The organism is Vreelandella venusta, from assembly GCF_007989605.1.
GTDB lineage: Bacteria > Pseudomonadota > Gammaproteobacteria > Pseudomonadales > Halomonadaceae > Vreelandella > Vreelandella venusta.
In genome coordinates, this window is record NZ_BJUL01000021.1 from 23,595 (window position 1) to 45,763 (window position 22,169).

The following is a 22,169-nucleotide window of genomic DNA, read 5'->3' on the forward strand; positions in this document are numbered from 1 at the left end:
TAATGACAGAAGCTAATACGCTATTACAACAAGCGGAATCCCAGTGTCATACCCGAGGCGTGAGATTTACACCTATTCGCCGCCGAGTATTAGAGTTGATTGCTGAGAATGGTGGCGGCCTAAAAGCGTATGACTTGTTAGACCAACTATCCACTGAACATGCCGCAGCAAGACCGCCCACGGTTTACCGTGCTCTCGACTTCCTTATCGAGCAAGGTCTCGTGCATCGGATAGAGTCACAAAACGCTTACGTTGCCTGTGCTTGCCCGGAGCATGCCCATGGCTTTCAGCTGTTAATTTGCCGCCACTGTGGCTATGTTGAAGAGCTTCACCTAGACGAAATAAGCGCTCAACTGGCCGAATTAGCCAAACGCCAAGGCTTTAACGTCGAGCGCCAAACGATAGAGCTTCAAGGCCTGTGCCAAAATTGCCGATCTGCGAGTAATGAGTAATGTCACGTTTTGACCAATTAGCCCCGCGCGACCTATTCAAAGCCCTAGAGTCTGCCAGCCCTTCCGACACGCTGCCCGGGACAGAAACGCTTCTTGACGCAGTTCGCTTTAACGAACAAGGCCTGCTGCCAGCCATTGCCCAGCAGTTTGATTCGGGCGAAGTGCTAATGATGGCCTGGATGAACCGCGAGTCGCTCGAAGAAACGCTAGCAACACAGCGTGTTTGCTACTATTCACGCTCGCGCAAAAAGCTCTGGCGTAAAGGTGAAACCTCGGGTCAGCAACAGCAGCTGAAGTCTGCGGCTCTCGACTGCGATGGTGACACGCTATTACTGCAAGTCGACCAGACGGGACCCGCTTGTCACACCGGTCGACGCAGCTGTTTTTACTTATCGGTAAACGAACAGCAGGCGGCAATTACCAGCGAGCCGCTTATCGACCCTGCGGCACTTTACGGCCAAAAATAGTGGCAAAAGAAATCGTGGTAAAAGAAATAGTCGTAAAGCCGCTATCCCAAGCAAAGCACTGGGCCTTGAAGGCTCTTGGCATCGCTATGATTGGCTGTATCAAGGTCTATCAATATACCATTAGCCCTCTTCTAGGGCCGCGCTGTCGCTTCTGGCCAAGCTGCTCGTCCTATACCGTTGAGGCCATTCAAGTGCATGGTCCTTTCAAAGGCGGCTGGATGGCAATAAAGCGCATTCTGCGCTGCCACCCAGGCAGTGCGGGCGGTATCGATCCCGTGCCCGGCGGCAGAAGCGAGCAATTGTGCCGTGAAGACCCCGACTTAACAGCGCCGCCACACTCTGAATGTAATCATAAATGCGATCATCAACACTGATTTATGCGCAGCCTGCTTTCTATTACGACTGCTTTGCCACTTGGTAAATACGCTCCAACATGGCATGCAAGCCGTTACTGCGGGTTGGTGATAGATGCTTGTCCAAACCTAAATCTTTCAAGAAGTGAGGTTCGGTTTGGCTAATCTCATCAGGCGTACGATCGCTATAGATTCTTAGCAGTAACGCGATCAATCCTGATACGATGGCGGCATCCGATGTTGCCTTGAAGATCAGCTTGTCGCCCTGCTCTGCGTGGCACATCCACACGTTGGATTGACAGCCCTGAATCTTATACTCCTCAGTCCGCTGCTCCTCCGGAAAGTCAGGCAGCTGCTTCCCCATATCGATAATGTATTGATAACGATCCATCCAGTTATCAAATATTTCAAACTCTTCAACCAGTTCTTGCTGGGCCAGTTCAGCGCCTGAAGTTGCCATGGCGTTACCTTTGGGGTTGGTGTACTCAATATACTGGCATTATAACGGGTTAGGCGTCTTTTTTGGGGCCGTTTTCAAGCGATGACGCTGCTGCTCTTGATGCCACTCATTACCTTCGGTGTGCAAGTAGCGGCTCGTCGTATCCAGCTTAGAATGGCGGGCACTTTCGGCTAAATAGCGCAGGCTTACTCCCGCTTGTGCTTGATGGGTAATCGACGTATGCCTTAGCCAGTGAGGGGTTGCACGACGCAGTGCACTCACATATGCAGACTTGCCATTTTGCGCTTCTAACGCATCAGCCGCTTCGCTAAATACACCTTTAACCAGTCGATAAAGCTGGTTATCGCTAATTCCGCGACGTTTATCTAGCGCACGAATCAGCGGGCTGGGTTCGTAATGGCTAGGCAGGCCTGCTAATCCAAGGGCTTCCCGCCATTCGCGCATGCATTCGAGCATGTCATCGGGTACCGGAATACGCGCTAGCTTACTCCCCTTACCCACCACCACCCACCACCATCGACCCTCGCTTTCCTGAAAGTCATCCATCCGAGCGTTAGCCATTTCACTAATGCGAGGCGCTAATAAATAAGCGAAACTGAATATAAATCGTCGCCGCGCTTGCTCATACGCTTCTCGCTCACTAGCGTGCCCAGCTGGCGCATTCAGCCACTGCCAAAACCATGCCCAAAGATCGCGCTCTAAATAACGCTCAATGGTTTGCGTCTGGTTATTCAGCCGCCTCGCCTTGTCGCGCATAAGCGCAAATGGATTATGGCCTAGCCAGCCCGCCTCTATTAACCAGCTAAATAAGCCTTGCAGGATAATCAAACTTTGCCGCCGGCTTGCTGGCGAGAGACCGCCACGAAAAGGTCGCCATTGCGCATGATTGCGAGGCTTGCTTGCCCCCACCCACCGCTCGGCTGGCTGAGGGTCTTCCAAAAAAGCGTCGTACTGGCGCAACATTTCGCGATTCATATCGCATAGCGAGCTGCCGTGGCTAGACAGCCAAAGCAGCAGGCGCTCCGCCTCTCGGCGGTAACTTTTCAATGTTTGAGGGCTGTCTTGGTACTCCCTTAACCACGCAGCAACAGCTTCTATGTCGCTTTGAGCATCAATTAACGGCGTGACAGTTCCTGGAGTGGCGAGTACGGAAGGGTTAGGCAGCAAATCAGGCCAACTGGCATTCTCTAGGCTTTTACCTACGTATTTTCGCTGTTGTTCAACTTCTCCGGGCATCGCTACGCCCTCCCATGGCAACTGGCTGATTTTTCAATGGGTTAAGTGTGCTGCTATCGGTATTAAAATTCAAGATAATTGCAGTAATCTTGAATTTATAATGCTATATGTAAATAATTTTACGTTTTATGTATTACGTAATTATTGTAATTTTAACCAAACCCTATGAAAATGGTGCTACCAATCTGATAGGGATAAGCACCATGGCTCGCAGCGGGATTCAATACAGTGATGTTCAGCAAGCAATCGATACTCTGCTCGCCCGCGGCGACACACCTAGCGTGCAACGCATTCGGGAAGTACTGGGAACCGGTAGCTTCACAACAATCAGTGAGCATTTCCGTAATTGGCGTATTGAACGAGAGCAAAATCGCGATGTTCCGCCACCTAAGGGCGTCCCAGAAGTCATCGTTAACGTCGCCACCGAACTATGGCGCGAGGCGCAAGAGGTCGCCAATCAAGCGCTCGTCCACTATCGTGAAGATGCTAACCGGCAGGTAGAGAGCGCCCAGCAGGAAGCTGCCGAAGCACTTCAGCAAACAGCCAATGCGCAGCAACGAGAAAGCGCCCTTGCAGAGCATTTACGACATACAGAACAGCGCTTGGAAGCACTTAATCGCGAGCTGGCCGCTAGCCAAGCGAACGAGCATCAGTGGCAGCAACAGGCAGAGCAAGCCAACCAAGATGCTAAGCGATACCAGCAGTTGCTTACCCAGTCTGAGCACGATGTCGCTTCACTGAAAGAGCGCTTCACTGAAGAGCTGCAACAACGCCAAGCCGCTTGGGAACAGCGCCTTGCTCAGGAAGAGCAGCGTAACGAAGCAGCGGAAGGAAAACTGATGGCGTTACTAGACACGCTTAGGCAAGAGCGCGCCCAGGAAGAAAAAGCACTACAAAAGCGCCTACTCCAGCAGGAGCAGCGCTCAGACAGTTTGGCGAAAGAACTTCAGCTCAAAAAAGATACGCTGCAGCGCTACCAGTTAGACAACAGCAGCTTGCAACAGCGCCTTGACGAGCTTGAGCGCAACAATGTATCGCTAAAAGAGCAACACTCCAGCCTGCAAAGCGAGCTTGATAAAGCCCACCAAGCACTAGAAAAGCAGCACAAGGCGGCACTTCAAGACGAGAACTGGCAACAACAGCTCTGGCAACGCATGGAAGCCCTTCAGGCACAGTTAACAGCCCTGCCGGAGACGATTTCCTCGCAAGAAAAAACAGATAATCCACCCAACGAGTGATCTACAGTCCATAAGTATGAAAAGTATCAAATGCTTACATAGGTTGGCTACGCAGGTTTAGAAGCCTTAACTCTCTATTCTGGCTTGATGGAAGGAGGCGGGGTTCAGCCTAAAAACCGGGCCCGCTAGCAATACCATCTAATCAATAGTCAAGTTCAAGCGGCTAGTATAGGCTCCCAAAGACACCCAAGCTTCTTGTCTTTACACTACATATCTTTATCAATACTTGAGAAAATGAAATGCAAGGAAAGTCCTCTGACGCAAAGAAACCAGCCGACCCGCGCAATCGTCCCCGCACAAAGCCTGCTGATGTACGACTTAATGAGTTAATGAACGCTGCAGAAGCACTGTTTCTAGAACAGGGCGTTCAAGCAACCACGATCAACGACATCGTCAAAGCCGCCGACGTGGCCAAAGGCACGTTCTACCATTATTTTTCTTCCAAAAATGAAATCCTGGTAGCGCTTGGCAATCGCTACACGGAAAACTTCCTTGCTCATCTGGAGAAAGCGCTTGAGGCCTGCGACCAAAGCGACTGGATTGGACGGCTTCGCGCCTGGATTCGAGCAAACGTCGAAACCTACGTCGACACCTATCGAATACACGATATCGTCTATACCAATCACCATCACCATGATCGCTCCAATCAGGCTAAGAATGCCATTCTCGATCAGCTATTGAGTATCATTGAGGGAGGGCGGTCCGCGGGCCTGTGGGCACCTGAAAACTCAAGAGTGGTAGCGCTATTAATCTATTCCGGTGTCCATGGCGCTACGGACGACATTATTGCGTCCCAAACAAGAGACTGCTCGTCCTTTGCCGATAGCGTTTCGGATGCCTGCTTGAACATGCTGACGTCCCCTGCAAAGAATAGTCGGTGAGATTGACGTCACGTTTATTCATAACCACTGCCACCATTATTTAACGCTACCCGCAATCAGCAAGTTGAACGCTTCATCGTATTAATTTTCAACAAAAAACCCCAAACGCCGGACAGGGTGTCCAACATTTGGGGCGTCGTTTTGTCAGGCTTTTTGAAGCACAAACGGTACTGCTAAGTCGCGTTAGCGGTAGTAAGCGTTCGTTGTATCCGTGTGATCGGTCACGTCACGGATACCCGCTAGCTCAGGAATCCGCTCCATCAGCGTTTTCTCAACGCCATCTTTAAGCGTTAAATCTACCGCTGCACAACCCTGGCAACCGCCACCAAAGGCAAGGATCGCTACCTTATCTTCGGTCAGCTCTACCAGTTTGATTTCACCACCGTGGGCCGCCAGCCCAGGATTGATCTCGCTGTAAAGCGTGTAGTTGATGCGGTCTTCCAATGGGCTGTCCGCATTAACTTTAGGCATTTTCGCGTTAGGAGCCTTGATGGTTAACTGGCCGCCCATACGATCCGCATTAAAATCAACCACTGCCTCGTCTAAAAACGCCAAACTGTTTTTATCGAGAAATACGTTAATTTTTTCAAGTTCAAGCTTAACGTCTGTCGGTTCTTCTTCACCTGGGCGGCAATAGGCTAAACATGTTTCCGCGTAAGGCGTGCCGGGCTGGGTGATGAAAATACGCACAGCAATGCCTTCAACATTCTGCTTTTCCAGCAGTTCAGCAAGATACTCCTGAGCACTGTCAGTAATATCAATACCTTGGGTATCATTTTCGATAGTCGCGGTCATAAGGGATGTTATCCTCCCGTGGTTGTGGCGTGGCCACATCACATGTCATTTATAACTATTTCATTAACGCCTATGGTAAGCAAAACTGCTCGCCAGCACAATCCTGACCATTTTAGTAGGCTATTGCCTATGCATATGAGCGCGCCTCATTAAGATACTGCAATAACTTCACGCCCTTACTTGCTGCCCTATGGGGTGCCCTTTGTTATGATAGGCGCCGCTCACACTATGACGACGACTATAAAAATATCCTTTTCGACTGAGATGCTGGAGACTTCCCCCTGCCATGGCTGCTAGTGATTTGACCGCTTCCCTTACCCAACGCCTTGCCCAACGCATCCTGATTTTGGACGGCGGCATGGGTACCATGTTGCAGAACGCCGAACTCAGCGAAGACGATTTTCGTAGTGACCGCTTTCGTGACTGGCCCTCGGACCTTAAAGGTAATAATGACTTATTAGCACTTACCTGTCCGGATTTGGTGGCGCGCATTCACCGCGACTATCTAGAAGCCGGCGCGGATATTATCGAAACCAATACCTTTAATAGCACCCGCCTGTCCCAATCAGACTATGGCATGGAAGATTTGGTGCCTGAGCTGAATCGTGAGTCGGCACGTTTGGCACGTAATGTCTGTGACGCCGTGGCGGCTGAAACCAATATCCCACGCTATGTCGCTGGTGTGCTTGGGCCAACGTCACGTACCGCGTCGCTGTCGCCGGATGTCAACGACCCTTCTAAACGTAATGTCACCTTCGACGAGCTTCGCGAGAACTACTATGAAGCGGCTAGTGCGTTAATCGAGGGCGGTGCCGATCTTATTATGATCGAGACTATCTTCGACACGCTTAATGCCAAAGCCGCTATTTATGCGCTTGAAGAGCTGTTTGATGACTTGAATACTCGGCTGCCGGTGATGATTTCCGGAACCATTACCGATGCGTCAGGCCGCACCCTTTCTGGCCAAACCACCGAAGCCTTCTGGAACTCTGTCCGTCACGCCCAGCCGCTCTCGGTCGGCTTAAACTGCGCCCTGGGTGCTGAAGAACTGCGCCCTTACATCGAAGAGCTTGCCACTAAAGCCGATACCTTTGTTTCTGCGCACCCTAATGCGGGCCTGCCCAATGAGTTTGGTGAGTATGACCAAACCCCAGAGGAAATGGCAGCCATTGTCAGCGAATTCGCGGAAAGTGGCTTGGTTAATATTATCGGGGGTTGCTGTGGCTCTACCCCTGAGCATATTCAAGCCATCGCTGAAGCCGTCAGTTCGATGCCTCCCCGCAAGATAGCAAAGCGTAGTTATGCATGCCGACTGTCTGGTTTAGAGCCCTTCAACATTGAAGCCGACGCGCTGTTCGTCAATGTCGGTGAGCGTACTAACGTGACCGGCTCGGCGCGCTTTAAGCGGTTAATCGTTGAAGAAGACTTCACAACCGCACTTGAAGTCGCCTTGGAGCAGGTCGAGAACGGTGCGCAAATTATCGACATCAACATGGATGAAGGCATGTTGGAGTCCCAGGAAGCGATGGTGCGCTTCCTTAATTTAATCGCCGGTGAACCCGATATCGCTCGCGTTCCCATTATGATCGACTCCTCTAAATGGGACATTATCGAAGCGGGCCTTAAGTGCGTTCAAGGCAAAGCGGTGGTCAACTCAATCTCGCTAAAAGAAGGCGAAGCTGCGTTTCGTGAACAAGCCACCAAGTGTCGCCGCTTTGGCGCTGCCATTGTGGTTATGGCGTTTGATGAGGAAGGCCAGGCAGATACCTTTGCGCGTAAAACTGAAATTTGTGAACGCGCCTACCGCTTACTCGTCGATGACATTGGTTTCCCTGCGGAAGATATCATTTTCGACCCCAATATCTTTGCTATCGCGACCGGCATAGATGAGCACAATAACTACGCCGTCGATTTTATTGAGGCCACCCGGTGGATCCGTGAGCACCTGCCTCACGCGATGATTTCCGGTGGCGTGTCGAACGTCTCGTTTTCATTCCGAGGCAATAACCCTGTTCGTGAAGCCATTCACTCGGTATTCCTTTACCACGCCATTCGTGCAGGCCTCAGCATGGGCATCGTCAATGCTGGCCAATTGGCGGTTTATGATGATTTACCCGCTGAGCTGCGTGATGCGGTAGAAGACGTTGTACTCAACCGCCGCAGCGATGGTACCGAGCGTCTGCTTGACATTGCCGACAAGTACAAGGGCGATGGCAGCGGCGCAGCCAAAAAAGAAGATCTGGAGTGGCGCAGTTGGCCGGTTAATAAGCGTATCGAACATGCGTTGGTTAAAGGCATAACGGCATATATAGAAGATGACACCGAACAGGCACGCGCCGAATCCGCCAGGCCCATTGAGGTTATCGAAGGCCCGTTAATGGATGGCATGAACGTGGTCGGCGACCTGTTTGGTGCCGGTAAAATGTTTCTTCCCCAGGTAGTTAAGTCGGCTCGCGTGATGAAGCAGGCGGTTGCCTATCTGATTCCCTATATCGAAGCGGAAAAAAGCGAAGAGACCAAAGCCAAGGGTAAGATCGTAATGGCCACGGTCAAAGGCGATGTTCACGACATCGGCAAAAACATTGTTGGCGTGGTACTGCAGTGTAATAACTATGAAGTTATTGACCTTGGCGTGATGGTGCCCACTGAAAAAATTCTGCAAGCGGCTCAAGATCACAATGCTGACATCATTGGGCTTTCAGGGCTGATTACCCCATCGCTTGATGAAATGGTACATGTTGCTAAAGAAATGAAGCGCCGAGGCATGAATCTACCGTTGCTCATTGGTGGCGCAACCACTTCAAAAGCCCATACGGCTGTAAAAATCGAACCTCAATACGATCACCCAGTCATTTATGTGACCGACGCCTCCCGAGCGGTTGGTGTTGCGGGTCGCTTACTGGCGCCGAATCTTAAAGCTGCCTATGTTGCCGAGATTCGTGATGAGTATGAAAAAGTGCGCGAGCGTAACGCCAAACGCCGCCCTAAAGCCGCAGACTTGGATTACACCCAAGCCCGTAAACGTCGTTTTCGTACTGACTGGAACAGCTTTACTCCAGTTAAACCTCAGGTGTTAGGCCTCAAAACTTTCGATGACTACGATCTTGAAGAGCTGGTTGAACGAATTGATTGGACACCGTTCTTTATGAGCTGGCAGCTTGCTGGCAAGTACCCAAAAATCCTTGAAGATAAAGTAGTTGGGGAAGCCGCGCGCAGTTTGTTTGCAGATGCCAAAGTAATGTTGCGCAAGCTAATCGACGAAAAGCGCATTCAAGCGCGCGGCGTCATTGGCCTTTGGCCGGCTAACAGCGTTGATGACGATGTCATCGAAGTCTATGCCGATGAAAGCCGCAGCGAGGTCGTTGAGCGTTTGCACCACATTCGCCAGCAAACTACTAAAGGGCGTGACGGAATTTGCTACAGTCTTGCGGATTTTATTGCCCCTAAAGAAAGCGGCAAAGCCGACTGGATCGGCGGCTTTGCCGTTACCACAGGCCATGGAGTTGATGAACTTTCCAAAGCCTACGAAGCGGCAGGCGACGATTACAACGCGATCATGGTGCAAGCATTAACCGATCGCTTGGCAGAAGCATTCGCCGAGCGCATACACGAGCGTGTACGCAAAGAGTTCTGGGGCTATGTGCCGGAAGAGGCGCTGGATAATGAAGCGCTCATTGCCGAGAAATACCAGGGTATCCGCCCTGCTCCCGGCTACCCAGCCTGCCCTGACCATACCGAAAAAGCTACGCTATTCCGGTTGCTTGATGCGACAGAAAATACCGGTTTGGCGCTGACTGAAAATTTTGCCATGTGGCCTGCGGCGGCAGTCTCCGGCTGGTATTTCGCACACCCCCAGTCCAAATACTTCTCCACCGGCAAAATCACCCGGGATCAAGTGGAAGCGATTGCACAACGCAAGCAGATGCCATTAGCGGACATGGAGCGCTGGCTATCGCCAGTGCTCTCTTACGACCCTAGCTAATGTCGCCTGTGGGTCGCCGCCAAGGCAAGGTCATGCGCTTAGCCTTACCCATCATGCTGGGCATGCTCTCTCAGAGCATGCTCAACCTTATTGATGCGGCGCTGGTGGGCCATTTAGGCCAAGAGGCATTGGCAGGTGTTGGTATCGGCGGCTATGCCATGTTTATGATGACGGCGCTAGTTTTTGGCCTCTCTTCCAGCGTTCAGTCTCAAACCTCTCAAGACCTGGGCGCAGAACACTTTCCGTTGACTCGCTCACTTCACTCTGGCTTGCTGATCGCCGTTATGATCGGCATACCATTATCTTGCCTCGCGTGGTGGCAGGCTCCCCGATTAATACAATTAATTACCCCAGCAGATGACGTGACGGCCATTGCCGTAGAGTATTTCCGCTGGCGCGTTGTATCGTTAGCCGCGATTGCCCTGACGCTTTGCTTTCGCGGTTACTGGAACGGGCGACAGCATACACACCTTTACCTGCGTATTATCGTCGTTGTGCATGTGTTTAATGTGGTCGCTAGTGCGGGGTTAATTTATGGCCTTGGTGGCCTTCCAGCGCTGGGTGCCAATGGTGCAGGGATTGGCACCACGCTTTCGCTGCTGCTGGGGCTGATGATATGGGCTTGCGTGACCTATAACGCCCACGCACTTACTCGGCAAAAGCTGACCTTGCGCTCATTACAGACCACCCTATTTTTGGCTATCCCACACTCAATGCAACAGGTGTGGTTTGCCGCCGGTTATGTGGTGCTGTTCTGGCTATTAGGTAGGATGGGCACGCAGAGTGTTGCCGTTGGCCATGTTCTCGTGAATTTATCACTGCTGCTTATTTTACCTGGAGTCGGCGTAGGTGTTGCGGCGATGAGCTTGGTAGGTGAGGCATTAGGGCGTGATGATCAACAGGCTGCACACCGCTGGGGAATCGACGCATTAAGCGTCGCTGGCTTGCTGCTGACAGTGTTGGCACTCCCTATGCTGTTGTTCCCGGCAACTGTTCTGGCTGTTTTCTTTGAAGACCAATCACTCATTCAGTTAGGTATTCTCCCCTTACAAATTACTGGCCTAATGATAGTCCTGGATGCTGCCGCACTGGTGCTGGCCCAAACGTTAATGGGCGCTGGTGCTCAGCGAACAGTGATGCTGCTTACTTTGAGCATGCAGTGGCTAGTGTTCCTACCACTGGCCTGGTGGGTAGGCATTGAGTTGGAATATGGGCTGCTTGGTGTATGGCTGGTGCAGCTGTTCTACCGTGCGCTCAACTCCAGCAGCTTCTTGTGGGTGTGGCAGCGTCGACGCTGGCTAGCTCAAACGCCATGACTCACAAATCTTAAATACCATTTGGCGATAAAAAGATAATTATATATTCTTTTGTAGAATATGATAGCCGCGTTAAGGTGACGGCACATTACCGTCCGTCTCGACGTGACCATTTCGCTTTTAGCAGGATCGTGCCACATGTACCGTTATGATATTCACGACCAAACGTTGGTTGACGAGCGCGTCGCTCAGTTCCGTGACCAAATGGACCGCTACCGCGCCGGACGTTTGGGAGAAGAAGAGTTTCGCCCACTGCGACTCCAAAACGGCCTGTATATTCAGAAGTATGCGCCGATGCTACGAATTGCCATCCCTTATGGCATGCTGGCGGGTAAGCAGCTTCGCGCGTTAGCGGAAATTACTCGGCGCTATGATCGTGGCTATGGCCACTTCACGACTCGGCAAAACTTGCAGCTGAACTGGCCAGCATTGGAAGACGTGCCCGATATTTTGGCAGACCTCGCCAAAGTACAAATGCATGCTATTCAAACCAGCGGCAACTGCATCCGCAATACCACCAGCGACCAGTTTGCCGGTATCGCGGGGGATGAAGTGGAAGATCCGCGCCCCTGGTGTGAGCTAATTCGCCAGTGGTCGACCTTACATCCCGAGTTCGCCTACCTGCCGCGCAAATTTAAAATTGCTGTTAGCGGTGCCGCCGAAGACCGCGCCGCCATCCAAGTGCATGATATCGGCCTGCGGCTATGGCGTAACGAAAACGGCGACGTGCGCATCAAAGTGCTAGCAGGCGGGGGCCTAGGCCGTACACCGATGATTGGCGACGTGGTGCGCGAAGACCTTCCCTGGCAGCACCTCTTAACGTATTTGGAAGCGTGTGTTCGCGTGTACAACCAATTTGGTCGCCGCGATAACAAGTTTAAAGCCCGTATTAAAATTCTCGTCAAAGCGCTCGGTATTGAAGAGTTTCGCCGTCGCGTTGACGAAGAGTGGGCGCACCTTAAAGATGGCCCGCAAACACTCAACCAAGCAGCGGTTGATGCGGCCAAGATCCACTTCCCTGAACCAGAGCGTCGTCCGGTTGCTGAGAGCGCCATTGCCAATTTCGAACAGTTACGCAGCGAAAATCGTAGTTTGGCCCGCTTTGTGACGAATAACGTCACCGACCACAAAGTCCCTGGTTATAAGGCGGTGACCCTTTCACTTAAACGCCGCGAACACGCGCCTGGTGATGTCACAGCGGATCAAATGGAAGCCGTCGCCGACTTGGCAGATCGCTATAGCTTCGGTGAAGTGCGCGTGACCCACGAGCAAAACTTAGTGCTGTCTGACGTACCCGTCGACGAGTTAGAAGCGCTCTGGAAAGAGCTTGATGCACTGGGCATGGCCAACCCCACAGTGGGCACATTGAACGATATAATCTGCTGCCCTGGCGGCGACTACTGTGGTTTGGCCAATGCAGTCTCGATTCCCATCGCTCAAGCACTACAGGAGCGGTTTGAAGACCTGGATTTCCTCTATGACCTCGGCCCACTGGATCTCAATATTTCAGGCTGCATGAACGCCTGTGGGCATCACCACGTTGGCCACATCGGCATCCTCGGCGTCGACAAAAAAGGCGAAGAGTACTACCAAATCTCAATTGGCGGTAACTCAACTGACGATGCATCGCTAGGTAAAATCCTAGGCCCCTCTTTCTTCCGCGAAGACGTGCCGGGTGTTGTCGATAAGGTACTGCAAGTCTATGTGGCCGAGCGTCACGAAGACGAGCGATTCCTCGACACCTATCGCCGTATTGGCTTAAAACCCTTTAAGGAGCGTGTTTATGCCCAGCAATGACACTCAGACTGACGCGGTCGAGCTTACGCCAGTACATGTCGACCATCTGATCGCTGATGGTGAACTGGCAGCAGAGAATGCTTGGTGTGTGTCCTATGACACAAACACGCTTCCTGACCAGCGTCCTGCCTTTGTGCCGCTGGCACTCTGGCAAGCGAATCAGGACGATGCCGAGCTGGCACCGCTGCTGTCAAGTGATACCGAGTTAACGCCGGCGCTTGGCCAGCAGCTAAGCAGTACCCGCGCGGTTGCCATTGATTTCCCAGCATTTACGGATGGGCGTGGCTATACGCTTGCTCGTTTGCTTCGCGAACGCTACGGCTATACCGGTGAAGTACGTGCCGTCGGTGATGTGTTGGTCGACCAGTTGGATTACATGCGCCGCTGTGGCTTTACCGCCATGGCTCTGCGAGATGATCAGCATCCAGACGACGCTATCCGTGCGTTGAATATGTTTAGCGTTCGCTACCAAAGCGATGTTGAGCAGCGCCAAGCACTGTTCGAACGCCGCCTAGCGGACAGCAAGCAGTAACCGCAAACGATATCGAGATTGAAGTAAAAAGATAGAAGTAGAAAGATAGAAACAGAAAGGGCAGCCGCGAGGCTGCCCTTTTGCTTGATAAACAGCTTGATAAACAATTACCTAATAAACAATGGCAGGCTATCCGCGACGTTTTTGCTGGCGCTCACGGTTATTCGCTTTGGCACGGTCACTTTTACGTAGCATAACCCAGGTGGCACCCAGGCCACCCTCTGCAGGCTGAGCAGAAATATAAGCTTGCACTTCGTCGAACTGAGTGAGCCATTTAGCCAGATAGGAACGCAGGACATTTGCAGGACTATCTATTTCTCGACCTCTCCCATGCACAATGAGTACAGAGCGAAGGTCGTGAAGGTAAGCCTCTTGAATAAATGGGAACAGCATTCTGCGACACTCTGCCAGCGGCCGCCGCAACAGATGTAGTTGGGCCTGGACACTGTACCCCCCATGCTTCAGTTTATCGACCACACCTTGCTGAATACCCTCACGGCGGTATTCAATCGGATCAAAGGGCGGCAACAAGTCGACAAAATCATCGGATAAGAAATTGCGCTCCTCCAAACGCTGCTCAGCACTTTCACGACGAGCAAGCTGGGCCTCTGTAGGCCGCTGGCGCTGAGTGCCTGTATCTGCGCGGTTATGCTTGGCTAACGGCTTTACATCGCCGACCAACGCACTGAAATCCATCTCATCACGAAGTGATTGATTCATAACAGGCTCCTCTGACAAGGTCTAATACCCTTATCCTAGCAAACCCGTCGACATTGCTTAAGACTTGTTTTCATTAACATCTAACGCCACGCTAATAGCCAATACAATCAAAGGAGTGGGCATGGTTTGGTTAAAACGTTTAATCGCGTGTAGCACAGCACTACTGATCGGTGCTGCAGGGTGGCTTTGGCTGACAATGCTGAGCCCGTGGTTTTACGAACGCCCCTCCCACTTGCCAATCATTGAAGAACGAATCCACAGTGTCTTCGTCTATGGCACACTGCGCTATCTCCCGGTGCGCTGGGTGGTGATGGGCAGTTCAGGCAACCCACAACCTGCGCGTCTTGAAGGTTTTAAAAAACAAGGCCTGGACTTGACTCCCGATGCCCATCGCCATGTAGACGGGTTACGGTTAACAGTCACTGCAGATCAGCTATTGCGCCTGGATCGTTATGAGCGCTTGGGTATTCGCTATGAGCGGGTCAAACAAACGCTGGCGGATGGTTCAATTGCCTGGGTTTATCTACGCCTGCCCGCATTTAGCCAATTGCGTAACGCATCTCCTGTACAACCGGTAGCTCTGGTACCATAAGCAGACAACGCAGTGCCCTCTTTACGTCGTTATTTCTAGGATACCTCATGAGTGATTCCACGCCGTTTGTTTTAATTCTTTACTATTCGCGCTCAGGAGCCACTGCGGATATGGCAAGGCAAATTGCAGCAGGTGTCGAAAGCATTACGGGGATTGAAGCGCGGCTGCGCACCGTTCCCCCTGTCTCCACAACCTGTGAAGCCGTTGATCCCGAAATTCCAGCGGAGGGAGCAGTCTATGCAGACCTCGAAGATTTGCGCAACTGCAGCGCGTTGGCATTGGGTAGCCCTACGCGTTTTGGCAATATGGCGGCACCGCTTAAGTATTTTCTAGATACCACCAGCAGCCTATGGATGAATGGCGCGTTGATTGATAAACCTGCCTGTGCATTTACCTCCACTTCCAGCCTTCATGGGGGCCAGGAAAGCACACTGCTCACCATGCTCATTCCGTTACTGCATCACGGTATGGTCTACGCCGGCATCCCCTATAACGAGACCGCCCTTCTTAGTACCCAAACCGGTGGCACGCCCTATGGGGCTAGTCATGTTGCCGGTGCGCGTAGTGACCGCTCTGTCGACGAGCATGAGCGTGCCCTGTGTCTTGCTCAAGGCAAGCGGTTAGCCAAGCTTGCGCGAGCACTGCATACAATGCGCCAGGAGGACGCAGTATGAGGCAGTGGTTAGAAGGTCTTGAGGCTCGCCATGGACTCGATAAGCTCACGCAGCAAGCAAGGCAGTTAGTCCTCGTCAGCTTTGTCATTTTACTGCTGCTTGTTGTCTATCGTGGCTTTTTTATTCAGGGTGATGCCTTTAACTGGCGTCCAGTGGTCGCGTTTGTGCTGCCACTCTTGCTATTCCTACCCTCGATCATTGGTCAGCGAGCCAGAGGCCATGCCTGGTTAGCCTTTGTTAGCCTACTGTACTTCACGCAGGGCACTATGCTGGCAACCCTACCCGGCCAAGGCGTTCGCGGTGTGCTGGAAGCGCTTGCCTCCCTGGCTCTATTTACTGGCTGCATGGCGTACGCGCGTTTTCGCAGCCGTCAACAGCGCCAAGCGTAAGCTTAGCTACCCTCTGTTTGCTAAAAACATCAGTAGGGATAAAACCACAGCCAGCCACAAACGCCCGCCGCAACTAAAAAAGCACCTAGCGCAAATAGGCGATGCTTAGTTCGGCGGGCAGGTTTTATATCAATCGGTTCACTATTGAAAAGTTTGATTCCCGTCACCATCGCCGCGACTAAATTTTCTCCTTGCAGAGCATGCACAACGATGCCCGCAACATGGATTGCTATCAGGATAAGCAGCACATCACTATTGAGTGAATGCAAGCTGGCTAGCTCGCCACTTATGTCTCGGCCCAACAAACCGTAAAGCGGGCCCTGAAAGAAGATATCGTCACTCAAAAACAGCCCACTCACTGCCTGAAAACTCAGTGAGAGCAGCAGAAGCACCACCATCCATCCCCCCAGGGGGTTGTGGCTCGCATAGCGAGGTGCACGTCGCTTGAGCAGCGCATTTGCATAAATTGCCGTATTTTTTGGCCCATAAACAAACGTACTAAAGCGGGCATAGATAGGGCCTGACACGCCCCAGATCACGCGAAATATCAATAAACCAATAATCAGGTAGCCTGCTTGGGCATGAGCCTCAATCGGAAACAAAAACGGTGCGCCATTGGTTTTCGCGGTGTAAAACGAAATGGCCACCGCTGCCAGCAGACACCAATGGAATAAGCGTACAAAGACGTCCCAAACGGCCAGCTGTTTTCTTTCATTCTGCATTACGTTGCCCTTTATCTTCTATCCATACATTTTCTCATTTCTTCAATGTTTCTGATATAACGCATTACAGAGCACAGGCGACGCGTTATACAATCAAGCAACTTTGCATTACCCGTAACGCCATCAACCTCTCGGCTGGGCTTCCAAATAGAGCTTGTCAACAAAGCGTAGAGACAGGGCTTGAGCTTTACCGAAAGACCAGCGACCATGAACAAAATTTAAAGGGAGCAGTATTCAATGACACGCAATATAGCTGATATTAGGCGCGATTATGAAGGTGGCCGCCTTGATGAAGCCCAAGCCCCCGACAATCCCTTTGTGCTGTTTGATGAGTGGTTTAGCCTAGCGCTGGAAACGGAAGGACAAGACGGTAACGCAATGACCCTTGCTACGGTAGACAGCCAGGGGCGCCCCCATGCCCGTGTCGTTCTGCTCAAGGGGTTTGATGAGCAAGGCATGGTGTTTTTCACCAACTACCATAGCCACAAAGGTAGCGAGCTGAGTAACGTACCTTTTGCGGCCATCACCTTTTGGTGGCCTTCGCTGTCACGACAAGTGCGCATCGAAGGTCCCGTAGAGCAAGTGGCACAAGAGGAGTCTGATGAGTACTTCTCAAGTCGTCCACGTGGTAGCCAGCTGGGTGCCTGGATTGCTACCCAAAGCGTTGTGATCCCCGATCGCAATTGGATCGAAGAGCGGCAAAAACGCTTTGAACAAGCCTACGAAGGGCAAGATATTCCACGTCCGAATCACTGGGGTGGCTATCGAGTTAATCCTGAAATGATAGAGTTCTGGCAGGGGCAACCCAGTCGTCTTCACGACCGCCTACGTTTTGAACGACGTGACGGCGGCGACTGGAGCCGCTTCCGCTTAGCCCCTTAATCAAGCAATTCATTAAGTTAGTCGGTTCTTAATTTAGACATTTCGTCACTTGCGTTTACCCATCCCATGAATGAGCCTGCCTCAAAAGAGGCAGGCTCATTTGGGTCAGAAGCAACCTAGTCAGGCTGGGCTCTCTAACCGGTGACGCTGCCACTCACTTTCAGGCTCGTTCAGCCTGAGCACGGCATCAATCACCTGCTCTTCCATGTTATAGCGACACTTAAAGCCTAAGTGCTTCATCAAGGCGCGCATGGGATGGTTATCGACCATAATTTTGCCGATCATTTCGAGCGTGCCAATGCTGGTGCAGTAATCGATCATCTTGTTCATTAACAGGCTACCAATACCCAGCCCCTGCAAGTCGTCACGGATAATAATCGAAAACTCCGTGCGAATATTATCAGGATCATTCCATACCCGAACGACACCCAACATCTCTTTACTCCCGTCATCGTGCTGATGTTCGGCAATAAAGGCCATCTGTCGGTCGTAGTTGATATGCGACAGAATCGACAGATCACGCTGGGTTAAGTTAGATTTATTGTGGAAGTAACGAAAACGAATACTCTCCTCTGATAACTGCCGGTGGAACGTCGTAATCAGCGGAGCATCTTCCGCGCGGATGGGGCGAACCTCTACCCGCCATCCATTTGTCAGCGTTACCCATTCCCGTAGCTCTTCAGGGTAAGGCATGATGGCAAAACGCGCAGGTGGCCCTAAGTCCATGGCAAAATCTACGGCTAACATCCCATCACGGTTTAGCAACAAAGGATTGAGTTCAAGCCCTCTCAAGTCGACTAAGTCAGACGCCATTTGAGACAGCTTGACCAACAGCTGGCAGAGCCGCTGGATATCTCGTTCGGGGTCGGCCGAATGCTCGCGAATCAATGAAGCCGCATGGGTCCTGCCCACCACGTCAGCGGCCAAGCTCATGTTCAGCGGCGGTAGCGCAATCTGGCGGTCCGCTAGCACGTTTACTTTATAGCCACCTATCCCAAACACAATCAGCGGACCGAACACAGGGTCACGCGTGATCCCGGCACAGATCTGCATTGAGTGTTTACCACGCTGCATTGGCTGCAAACAGTATTCGCGAATAGCATATTGAGGGAATTTCTCGCGTACCTTATCGCCCAGCTGGCGAATTCCTTCAGCCACTTGTTCAGGCGTTTCTAAATCTTGCAGTAGACCCGCGGATATTTTATGGGGATGCTTACGGTAACGATAAGGACGACAATTGCCCTCGTGAATGACTTTTAGCGCCTTAGGACCTGGAAAATGATCCGCCATTGCTAAGGCATCTTCCGGCTTGCTTAAATAGACACTAGGCGCCGCTGGAATGCCATAGGCTTCCAATACTTGGGCCGTTTCGGAATGGGTCAATGTTTGTCGCCCTTCCGCTTTGGCATTTTTAATCAGCGCGCGACACTCCGCACGAATCTCTGCGCTGGTGGAAAAAGGTAAGCTAGGCGGAATTTCATGCAGCAGCGCTTGAACACGCTGGTAGTCCACCATATGCATAAATGCTTTCACCGCCTTTTCCGGCGATGTATAGGTGGGGATCCCCGCCAAATTGCACACATGCCTAGCATTCAGAGCTTCTTTTAGCCCCATCCAACTCGTCAGCAAGTTACGTTTAAATGTTTTTCGATGATCAATCAGCGCCTGAGCGGTGGCCATTGAAGGCGCTAAACGCGTGGGTGCGTGAACCACCAGCACGGCATCCACATTTGGATCAGCAGTGACAATTTTTAGCGCTTCGACAAAACGCTCTGGCGTTGCGTTGCCGCCTAAATCCACTGGATTTTCACCAGGCTTGCTGATATCGACCTGGCTTTTATGCAGCACACGCTGGGTCTCTTCGCTAAACTCAGCCAGTTTACCGCCTGCACTAATCAGTTTATCGATCGCCAACATGGCGGGACCTAAGCCATTAGATACAATAGCCAACCGATCACCGCGAAGCGGCTTCATACGCGATAAGGTTTCCAGCGCATCCAGCAATTCATCATAATCATTAACGCGAACAACGCCAGCTCGGGCGAAGGCCGCGTCAAACACCACATCACGATTAGCAATGCCTGGCGTGGGGGCCATACCCGAAATATCTGACTGCGGCGTTCGCCCACTCTTGATGGCGACGACCAAGCGGTTACGCGATGCATCACGCACGGAGGTCATAAAATGCTGAGCATCCATCACGCGCTCAAGGTGCAGTAGAATCGCTTGCGCTGGAGAAAACTGATTCACATAATCAATCAAATCTGGCAGTAGAACATCAACACTGTCACCTACCGTGATCAAGTGTGAAAAGCCTACATCGCGGCCAGCAGCCCAATCGATCATGGCATTTGCCAACATACCCGATTGCCCTAAATAGGCCACCTTGCCTGCTTGAACCGGCTGACTGGCATAAGAGGCATTCAGTTTTTTCCCGGGCACAATCAGTCCCATACACTCAGGCCCTAGCACCCGGATACCCGACTCTATCGCTGACTGCAACATACGCTGCCGGATAGACCCCTTATTACCCGTCTCTCGATCCAGGTAGGCACCACCAGAAAGCACCAAAGCAGCCTTAACACCAAACTGGCCAAGTTTTTTGATCAGGCTAGGAACACCATCGATTGGCGAACAAATAACTGCTAAATCAGGAATTTCAGGCAGTTCATTTACGGTGCGGACGCAATCTACGCCGAAGACTGTGTCATAGCCTTTCAGATTGACTGCCCATATTTTTCCCCTAAAACCGCCTTCTTGAAGGTTACTGAGTACTAAACCGCCCAACGAAGCTGGCTTTTCAGAGGCACCGAACACGGCCACTGTGCGCGGTTCGAAAAAATGATGCAAAAAACGTGTGCTCACGAATGCGTCTCCCCTGAAATTAATAACCACTGTGTACGACTTATTGACACTGTCGCGCAAGCCCCTGAGACGATTAAGGTGGCGATATTGTCTTCGGAGCGCTTGCATGATTACTGCCTACCTTACTCACCCAGACTGCGCATTGCACCATATGGGGCCTGAACACCCTGAAAGCCCCCAACGGCTTGAAGCGATTCGCGCGCGCCTATCGCTAGCAGGCCTTCTTCAACAAACCATGCAGGCAGATGCCAAAGCGGCGTGTGATGAGGCGTTAGCAAGAGTGCACCCAGCAAGGCACCTTAATGCGTTAGCAAAGTGTCTGCCGAAAGAAGGCATCGTTACACTCGATAGCGACACAATGATGAACCCCGATAGCCTCAATGCCGCAAGAGTCGCCGCAGGCGCCGTCATTCGCGGAGTTGATCAAGTGTTTAAGCGCCAAGCTGACAACGTATTTTGCGCAGTACGGCCGCCAGGGCATCATGCAGAAGCGGCGGATGCGATGGGGTTTTGTTTCTATAACAACATTGCCGTCGGTGCGGCCCATGCAAAGGTAAAGTATGGTGCTAAACGTATCGCAATACTCGATTTTGATGTCCATCAATGCAACGGCACTATTGATATCTTCAAAAATGACCCCGAGGTGCTGGTGTGCACGAGCTTCCAGTATCCGTTTTATCCATGGCGCTATTTACGCAGTGAATGGCAAAATGTGGTCAATACGCCGCTAGAAGTAGGCACTGACAGTAAAGAATTTAGACGCATTATCGAGCGACAGTGGCTCCCCGCGTTACATGCGTTCAAACCCGACTTAGTCATGCTTTCTGCAGGCTTCGATGCTCATCGTGACGACCCGATGGGAGACATCTGCTTAGAGGATGAGGACTTTTATTGGGTAACCCACTTAGCAATGGAGATTGCGGCCCTCTATGCAGAAAACCGAGTAGTTTCAGTACTTGAGGGGGGATATAACCTGAAAACCCTCGCTAGCGGTGCAGAAGCTCACTTAAAAGCGCTATTGGGTTTGCCGTTTACGGATGTCCCATGACGTATGCCACTCGCTATTGTAAAGCGCCATGCAGCGTTGCTTGAAACTGAGCTGCTTGAAAACTGTGCGACCTTGAAACAGGGTGTCTGTGATAACATGCGGTTTTATTGACGTTTACTCACGTGGCTTTTTATGACCGCTACTTCTGAAGAGCATGCTGCGCTGCGCATAGCTTCTGGGCGAAAGCCCTTTGTCGAACCTTTACGCTTGGGGGAACGGTTAAAACAGATTCGCCTTGCCAACCAGTGGACATTGGAAGACGTCAGCCAGCGCACAGGTTTAGCCCGCTCAACACTCTCCAAGATCGAAAATGATCAAGTGTCGCCTACGTTCAGTGTGGTTCAAAAACTTATTACCGGCCTGAACATCGACCTGCCCCAGCTATTTACGCCGCCGAAGCGTGAACGCTATACCATGGGGCGTAGAGATCTTACCCGTAAGGGCAAGGGCCAGGTACACCCTACCCCTACCTATGAGCATGAGCTGCTAGGACATCAGCTTGCGCAAAAGCGCATGATCCCTTTCAAGACCATTGTTAGAGCACGCAGTTTTGAGGAGTATCATCAGTGGGTTCGACACGACGGTGAAGAATTTCTGATGATTTTAGAAGGCGATATTTTGTTATACACAGAATTTTATGCGCCACTCGTACTCGCCGAAGGCGATAGTATTTATTTTGATAGTGACATGGGGCACGCTCTTGTTTCTACCAGCCCAGAAGATGCGGTCGTACTTTCTGTTTGCACACGGGGCGACTCGGCCTAACGC

General features: G+C 51.6%; 21 protein-coding genes. 15 read left to right on the plus strand and 6 right to left on the minus strand.

Annotated elements, in window-relative coordinates:
- Positions 1-2: 2 nt before the first annotated feature.
- The 3 genes from HVE01_RS17140 to yidD all read left to right on the plus strand — a co-directional run bounded on the left by HVE01_RS17140 (position 3) and on the right by yidD (position 1,293).
- Positions 3-452: a transcriptional repressor gene (locus HVE01_RS17140; protein ID WP_038484256.1), complete on the plus strand. Its 450-nt coding sequence runs from the start codon at positions 3-5 to the stop codon at positions 450-452.
- Positions 452-919 (plus strand): phosphoribosyl-AMP cyclohydrolase, encoded by a 468-nt coding sequence (gene hisI / locus HVE01_RS17145; protein WP_125747915.1) that lies wholly within the window; start codon positions 452-454, stop codon positions 917-919. Before HVE01_RS17140 ends, hisI begins: the two co-directional genes overlap by 1 nt.
- 86 nt (positions 920-1,005) lie before the next feature.
- Positions 1,006-1,293: a membrane protein insertion efficiency factor YidD gene (gene yidD / locus HVE01_RS17150; RefSeq protein WP_146945199.1), complete on the plus strand. Its 288-nt coding sequence runs from the start codon at positions 1,006-1,008 to the stop codon at positions 1,291-1,293.
- A gap of 22 nt (positions 1,294-1,315) precedes the next feature.
- Here yidD and HVE01_RS17155 read toward each other — a convergent pair whose 3' ends face one another.
- Positions 1,316-1,732 carry a SufE family protein gene (locus HVE01_RS17155; RefSeq protein WP_125747912.1) on the minus strand — a complete coding sequence of 139 codons (417 nt, stop codon included), beginning with the start codon at positions 1,730-1,732 and terminating at the stop codon, positions 1,316-1,318.
- A gap of 39 nt (positions 1,733-1,771) precedes the next feature.
- Entirely contained in the window at positions 1,772-2,968 is a 1,197-nt protein-coding gene (locus HVE01_RS17160) for a tyrosine-type recombinase/integrase (RefSeq protein ID WP_146945185.1), read from the minus strand.
- A gap of 203 nt (positions 2,969-3,171) precedes the next feature.
- Between HVE01_RS17160 and HVE01_RS17165 the strand changes: the two genes are divergently transcribed.
- Both HVE01_RS17165 and HVE01_RS17170 read left to right on the plus strand, forming a co-directional pair.
- Positions 3,172-4,206, plus strand: a complete 1,035-nt coding sequence (locus tag HVE01_RS17165) for a DNA-binding protein (RefSeq protein WP_125747906.1) — start codon at positions 3,172-3,174, stop codon at positions 4,204-4,206.
- A 239-nt stretch (positions 4,207-4,445) separates the two neighbouring features.
- Positions 4,446-5,087 (plus strand): TetR/AcrR family transcriptional regulator, encoded by a 642-nt coding sequence (locus HVE01_RS17170; RefSeq protein WP_146945186.1) that lies wholly within the window; start codon positions 4,446-4,448, stop codon positions 5,085-5,087.
- Between the two features lie 183 nt (positions 5,088-5,270).
- Here HVE01_RS17170 and nfuA read toward each other — a convergent pair whose 3' ends face one another.
- Positions 5,271-5,882: a Fe-S biogenesis protein NfuA gene (nfuA, locus tag HVE01_RS17175; RefSeq protein WP_125747898.1), complete on the minus strand. Its 612-nt coding sequence runs from the start codon at positions 5,880-5,882 to the stop codon at positions 5,271-5,273.
- Positions 5,883-6,168: 286 nt separating this feature from the next.
- Between nfuA and metH the strand changes: the two genes are divergently transcribed.
- From metH to HVE01_RS17195, 4 genes are all read left to right on the plus strand, one after another.
- A complete protein-coding gene (metH, locus tag HVE01_RS17180) occupies positions 6,169-9,864 on the plus strand; it encodes a methionine synthase (protein ID WP_146945187.1) in 3,696 nt (1,231 codons plus the stop codon).
- Positions 9,864-11,180 (plus strand): MATE family efflux transporter, encoded by a 1,317-nt coding sequence (locus HVE01_RS17185; protein WP_146945188.1) that lies wholly within the window; start codon positions 9,864-9,866, stop codon positions 11,178-11,180. Before metH ends, HVE01_RS17185 begins: the two co-directional genes overlap by 1 nt.
- A 138-nt stretch (positions 11,181-11,318) precedes the next feature.
- Positions 11,319-12,977: a nitrite/sulfite reductase gene (locus HVE01_RS17190; protein ID WP_146945189.1), complete on the plus strand. Its 1,659-nt coding sequence runs from the start codon at positions 11,319-11,321 to the stop codon at positions 12,975-12,977.
- On the plus strand, positions 12,964-13,509 hold the full coding sequence (locus tag HVE01_RS17195; RefSeq protein WP_146945190.1) for a DUF934 domain-containing protein: 546 nt from the start codon (positions 12,964-12,966) through the stop codon (positions 13,507-13,509). The genes HVE01_RS17190 and HVE01_RS17195 overlap by 14 nt, the downstream gene beginning before the upstream one ends.
- Positions 13,510-13,638: 129 nt before the next feature.
- Here HVE01_RS17195 and smrA read toward each other — a convergent pair whose 3' ends face one another.
- Positions 13,639-14,229 carry a DNA endonuclease SmrA gene (gene smrA / locus HVE01_RS17200; RefSeq protein WP_125747884.1) on the minus strand — a complete coding sequence of 197 codons (591 nt, stop codon included), beginning with the start codon at positions 14,227-14,229 and terminating at the stop codon, positions 13,639-13,641.
- Between the two features lie 121 nt (positions 14,230-14,350).
- Here smrA and HVE01_RS17205 point away from each other — a divergent pair, with 121 nt between their 5' ends.
- The 3 genes from HVE01_RS17205 to HVE01_RS17215 are packed head-to-tail and all read left to right on the plus strand — an operon-like array spanning position 14,351 to position 15,884.
- The gene (locus HVE01_RS17205; RefSeq protein WP_125747881.1) at positions 14,351-14,821 is read left to right on the plus strand and encodes a gamma-glutamylcyclotransferase family protein; all 471 of its coding nucleotides are present in this window, start codon (positions 14,351-14,353) and stop codon (positions 14,819-14,821) included.
- 47 nt (positions 14,822-14,868) lie between these two features.
- The gene (wrbA, locus tag HVE01_RS17210; RefSeq protein ID WP_125747878.1) at positions 14,869-15,495 is read left to right on the plus strand and encodes an NAD(P)H:quinone oxidoreductase; all 627 of its coding nucleotides are present in this window, start codon (positions 14,869-14,871) and stop codon (positions 15,493-15,495) included.
- The gene (locus HVE01_RS17215) at positions 15,492-15,884 is read left to right on the plus strand and encodes a DUF2069 domain-containing protein (protein WP_125747876.1); all 393 of its coding nucleotides are present in this window, start codon (positions 15,492-15,494) and stop codon (positions 15,882-15,884) included. The genes wrbA and HVE01_RS17215 overlap by 4 nt, the downstream gene beginning before the upstream one ends.
- 29 nt (positions 15,885-15,913) lie before the next feature.
- On the opposite strand, the gene HVE01_RS17220 is transcribed toward HVE01_RS17215, so the two are convergent.
- Positions 15,914-16,606 (minus strand): cytochrome b/b6 domain-containing protein, encoded by a 693-nt coding sequence (locus HVE01_RS17220; protein ID WP_125747873.1) that lies wholly within the window; start codon positions 16,604-16,606, stop codon positions 15,914-15,916.
- 237 nt (positions 16,607-16,843) lie between these two features.
- Between HVE01_RS17220 and pdxH the strand changes: the two genes are divergently transcribed.
- Entirely contained in the window at positions 16,844-17,488 is a 645-nt protein-coding gene (pdxH, locus tag HVE01_RS17225; RefSeq protein WP_038484211.1) for a pyridoxamine 5'-phosphate oxidase, read from the plus strand.
- A 120-nt stretch (positions 17,489-17,608) separates the two neighbouring features.
- Here the strand turns inward: pdxH and HVE01_RS17230 are convergent, their stop codons facing one another.
- A complete protein-coding gene (locus tag HVE01_RS17230; protein ID WP_125747868.1) occupies positions 17,609-20,353 on the minus strand; it encodes a bifunctional acetate--CoA ligase family protein/GNAT family N-acetyltransferase in 2,745 nt (914 codons plus the stop codon).
- A gap of 106 nt (positions 20,354-20,459) precedes the next feature.
- Between HVE01_RS17230 and HVE01_RS17235 the strand changes: the two genes are divergently transcribed.
- Both HVE01_RS17235 and HVE01_RS17240 read left to right on the plus strand, forming a co-directional pair.
- The gene (locus tag HVE01_RS17235) at positions 20,460-21,401 is read left to right on the plus strand and encodes a histone deacetylase family protein (RefSeq protein WP_146945191.1); all 942 of its coding nucleotides are present in this window, start codon (positions 20,460-20,462) and stop codon (positions 21,399-21,401) included.
- 132 nt (positions 21,402-21,533) lie between these two features.
- A complete protein-coding gene (locus tag HVE01_RS17240; protein ID WP_125747862.1) occupies positions 21,534-22,166 on the plus strand; it encodes a helix-turn-helix domain-containing protein in 633 nt (210 codons plus the stop codon).
- Positions 22,167-22,169: the final 3 nt, after the last annotated feature.

What these genes read in the sequence shown, in the direction of transcription:
- HVE01_RS17140 (WP_038484256.1), top strand. Translation starts at nt 3, where the DNA reads ATGACAGAAGCTAATACGCTATTACAACAAGCGGAATCCCAGTGTCAT.
- hisI (WP_125747915.1), top strand. Translation starts at nt 452, where the DNA reads ATGTCACGTTTTGACCAATTAGCCCCGCGCGACCTATTCAAAGCCCTA.
- yidD (WP_146945199.1), top strand. Translation starts at nt 1,006, where the DNA reads ATGATTGGCTGTATCAAGGTCTATCAATATACCATTAGCCCTCTTCTA.
- HVE01_RS17155 (WP_125747912.1), bottom strand. Translation starts at nt 1,732, where the DNA reads ATGGCAACTTCAGGCGCTGAACTGGCCCAGCAAGAACTGGTTGAAGAG.
- HVE01_RS17160 (WP_146945185.1), bottom strand. Translation starts at nt 2,968, where the DNA reads ATGCCCGGAGAAGTTGAACAACAGCGAAAATACGTAGGTAAAAGCCTA.
- HVE01_RS17165 (WP_125747906.1), top strand. Translation starts at nt 3,172, where the DNA reads ATGGCTCGCAGCGGGATTCAATACAGTGATGTTCAGCAAGCAATCGAT.
- HVE01_RS17170 (WP_146945186.1), top strand. Translation starts at nt 4,446, where the DNA reads ATGCAAGGAAAGTCCTCTGACGCAAAGAAACCAGCCGACCCGCGCAAT.
- nfuA (WP_125747898.1), bottom strand. Translation starts at nt 5,882, where the DNA reads ATGACCGCGACTATCGAAAATGATACCCAAGGTATTGATATTACTGAC.
- metH (WP_146945187.1), top strand. Translation starts at nt 6,169, where the DNA reads ATGGCTGCTAGTGATTTGACCGCTTCCCTTACCCAACGCCTTGCCCAA.
- HVE01_RS17185 (WP_146945188.1), top strand. Translation starts at nt 9,864, where the DNA reads ATGTCGCCTGTGGGTCGCCGCCAAGGCAAGGTCATGCGCTTAGCCTTA.
- HVE01_RS17190 (WP_146945189.1), top strand. Translation starts at nt 11,319, where the DNA reads ATGTACCGTTATGATATTCACGACCAAACGTTGGTTGACGAGCGCGTC.
- HVE01_RS17195 (WP_146945190.1), top strand. Translation starts at nt 12,964, where the DNA reads ATGCCCAGCAATGACACTCAGACTGACGCGGTCGAGCTTACGCCAGTA.
- smrA (WP_125747884.1), bottom strand. Translation starts at nt 14,229, where the DNA reads ATGAATCAATCACTTCGTGATGAGATGGATTTCAGTGCGTTGGTCGGC.
- HVE01_RS17205 (WP_125747881.1), top strand. Translation starts at nt 14,351, where the DNA reads ATGGTTTGGTTAAAACGTTTAATCGCGTGTAGCACAGCACTACTGATC.
- wrbA (WP_125747878.1), top strand. Translation starts at nt 14,869, where the DNA reads ATGAGTGATTCCACGCCGTTTGTTTTAATTCTTTACTATTCGCGCTCA.
- HVE01_RS17215 (WP_125747876.1), top strand. Translation starts at nt 15,492, where the DNA reads ATGAGGCAGTGGTTAGAAGGTCTTGAGGCTCGCCATGGACTCGATAAG.
- HVE01_RS17220 (WP_125747873.1), bottom strand. Translation starts at nt 16,606, where the DNA reads ATGCAGAATGAAAGAAAACAGCTGGCCGTTTGGGACGTCTTTGTACGC.
- pdxH (WP_038484211.1), top strand. Translation starts at nt 16,844, where the DNA reads ATGACACGCAATATAGCTGATATTAGGCGCGATTATGAAGGTGGCCGC.
- HVE01_RS17235 (WP_146945191.1), top strand. Translation starts at nt 20,460, where the DNA reads ATGATTACTGCCTACCTTACTCACCCAGACTGCGCATTGCACCATATG.
- HVE01_RS17240 (WP_125747862.1), top strand. Translation starts at nt 21,534, where the DNA reads ATGACCGCTACTTCTGAAGAGCATGCTGCGCTGCGCATAGCTTCTGGG.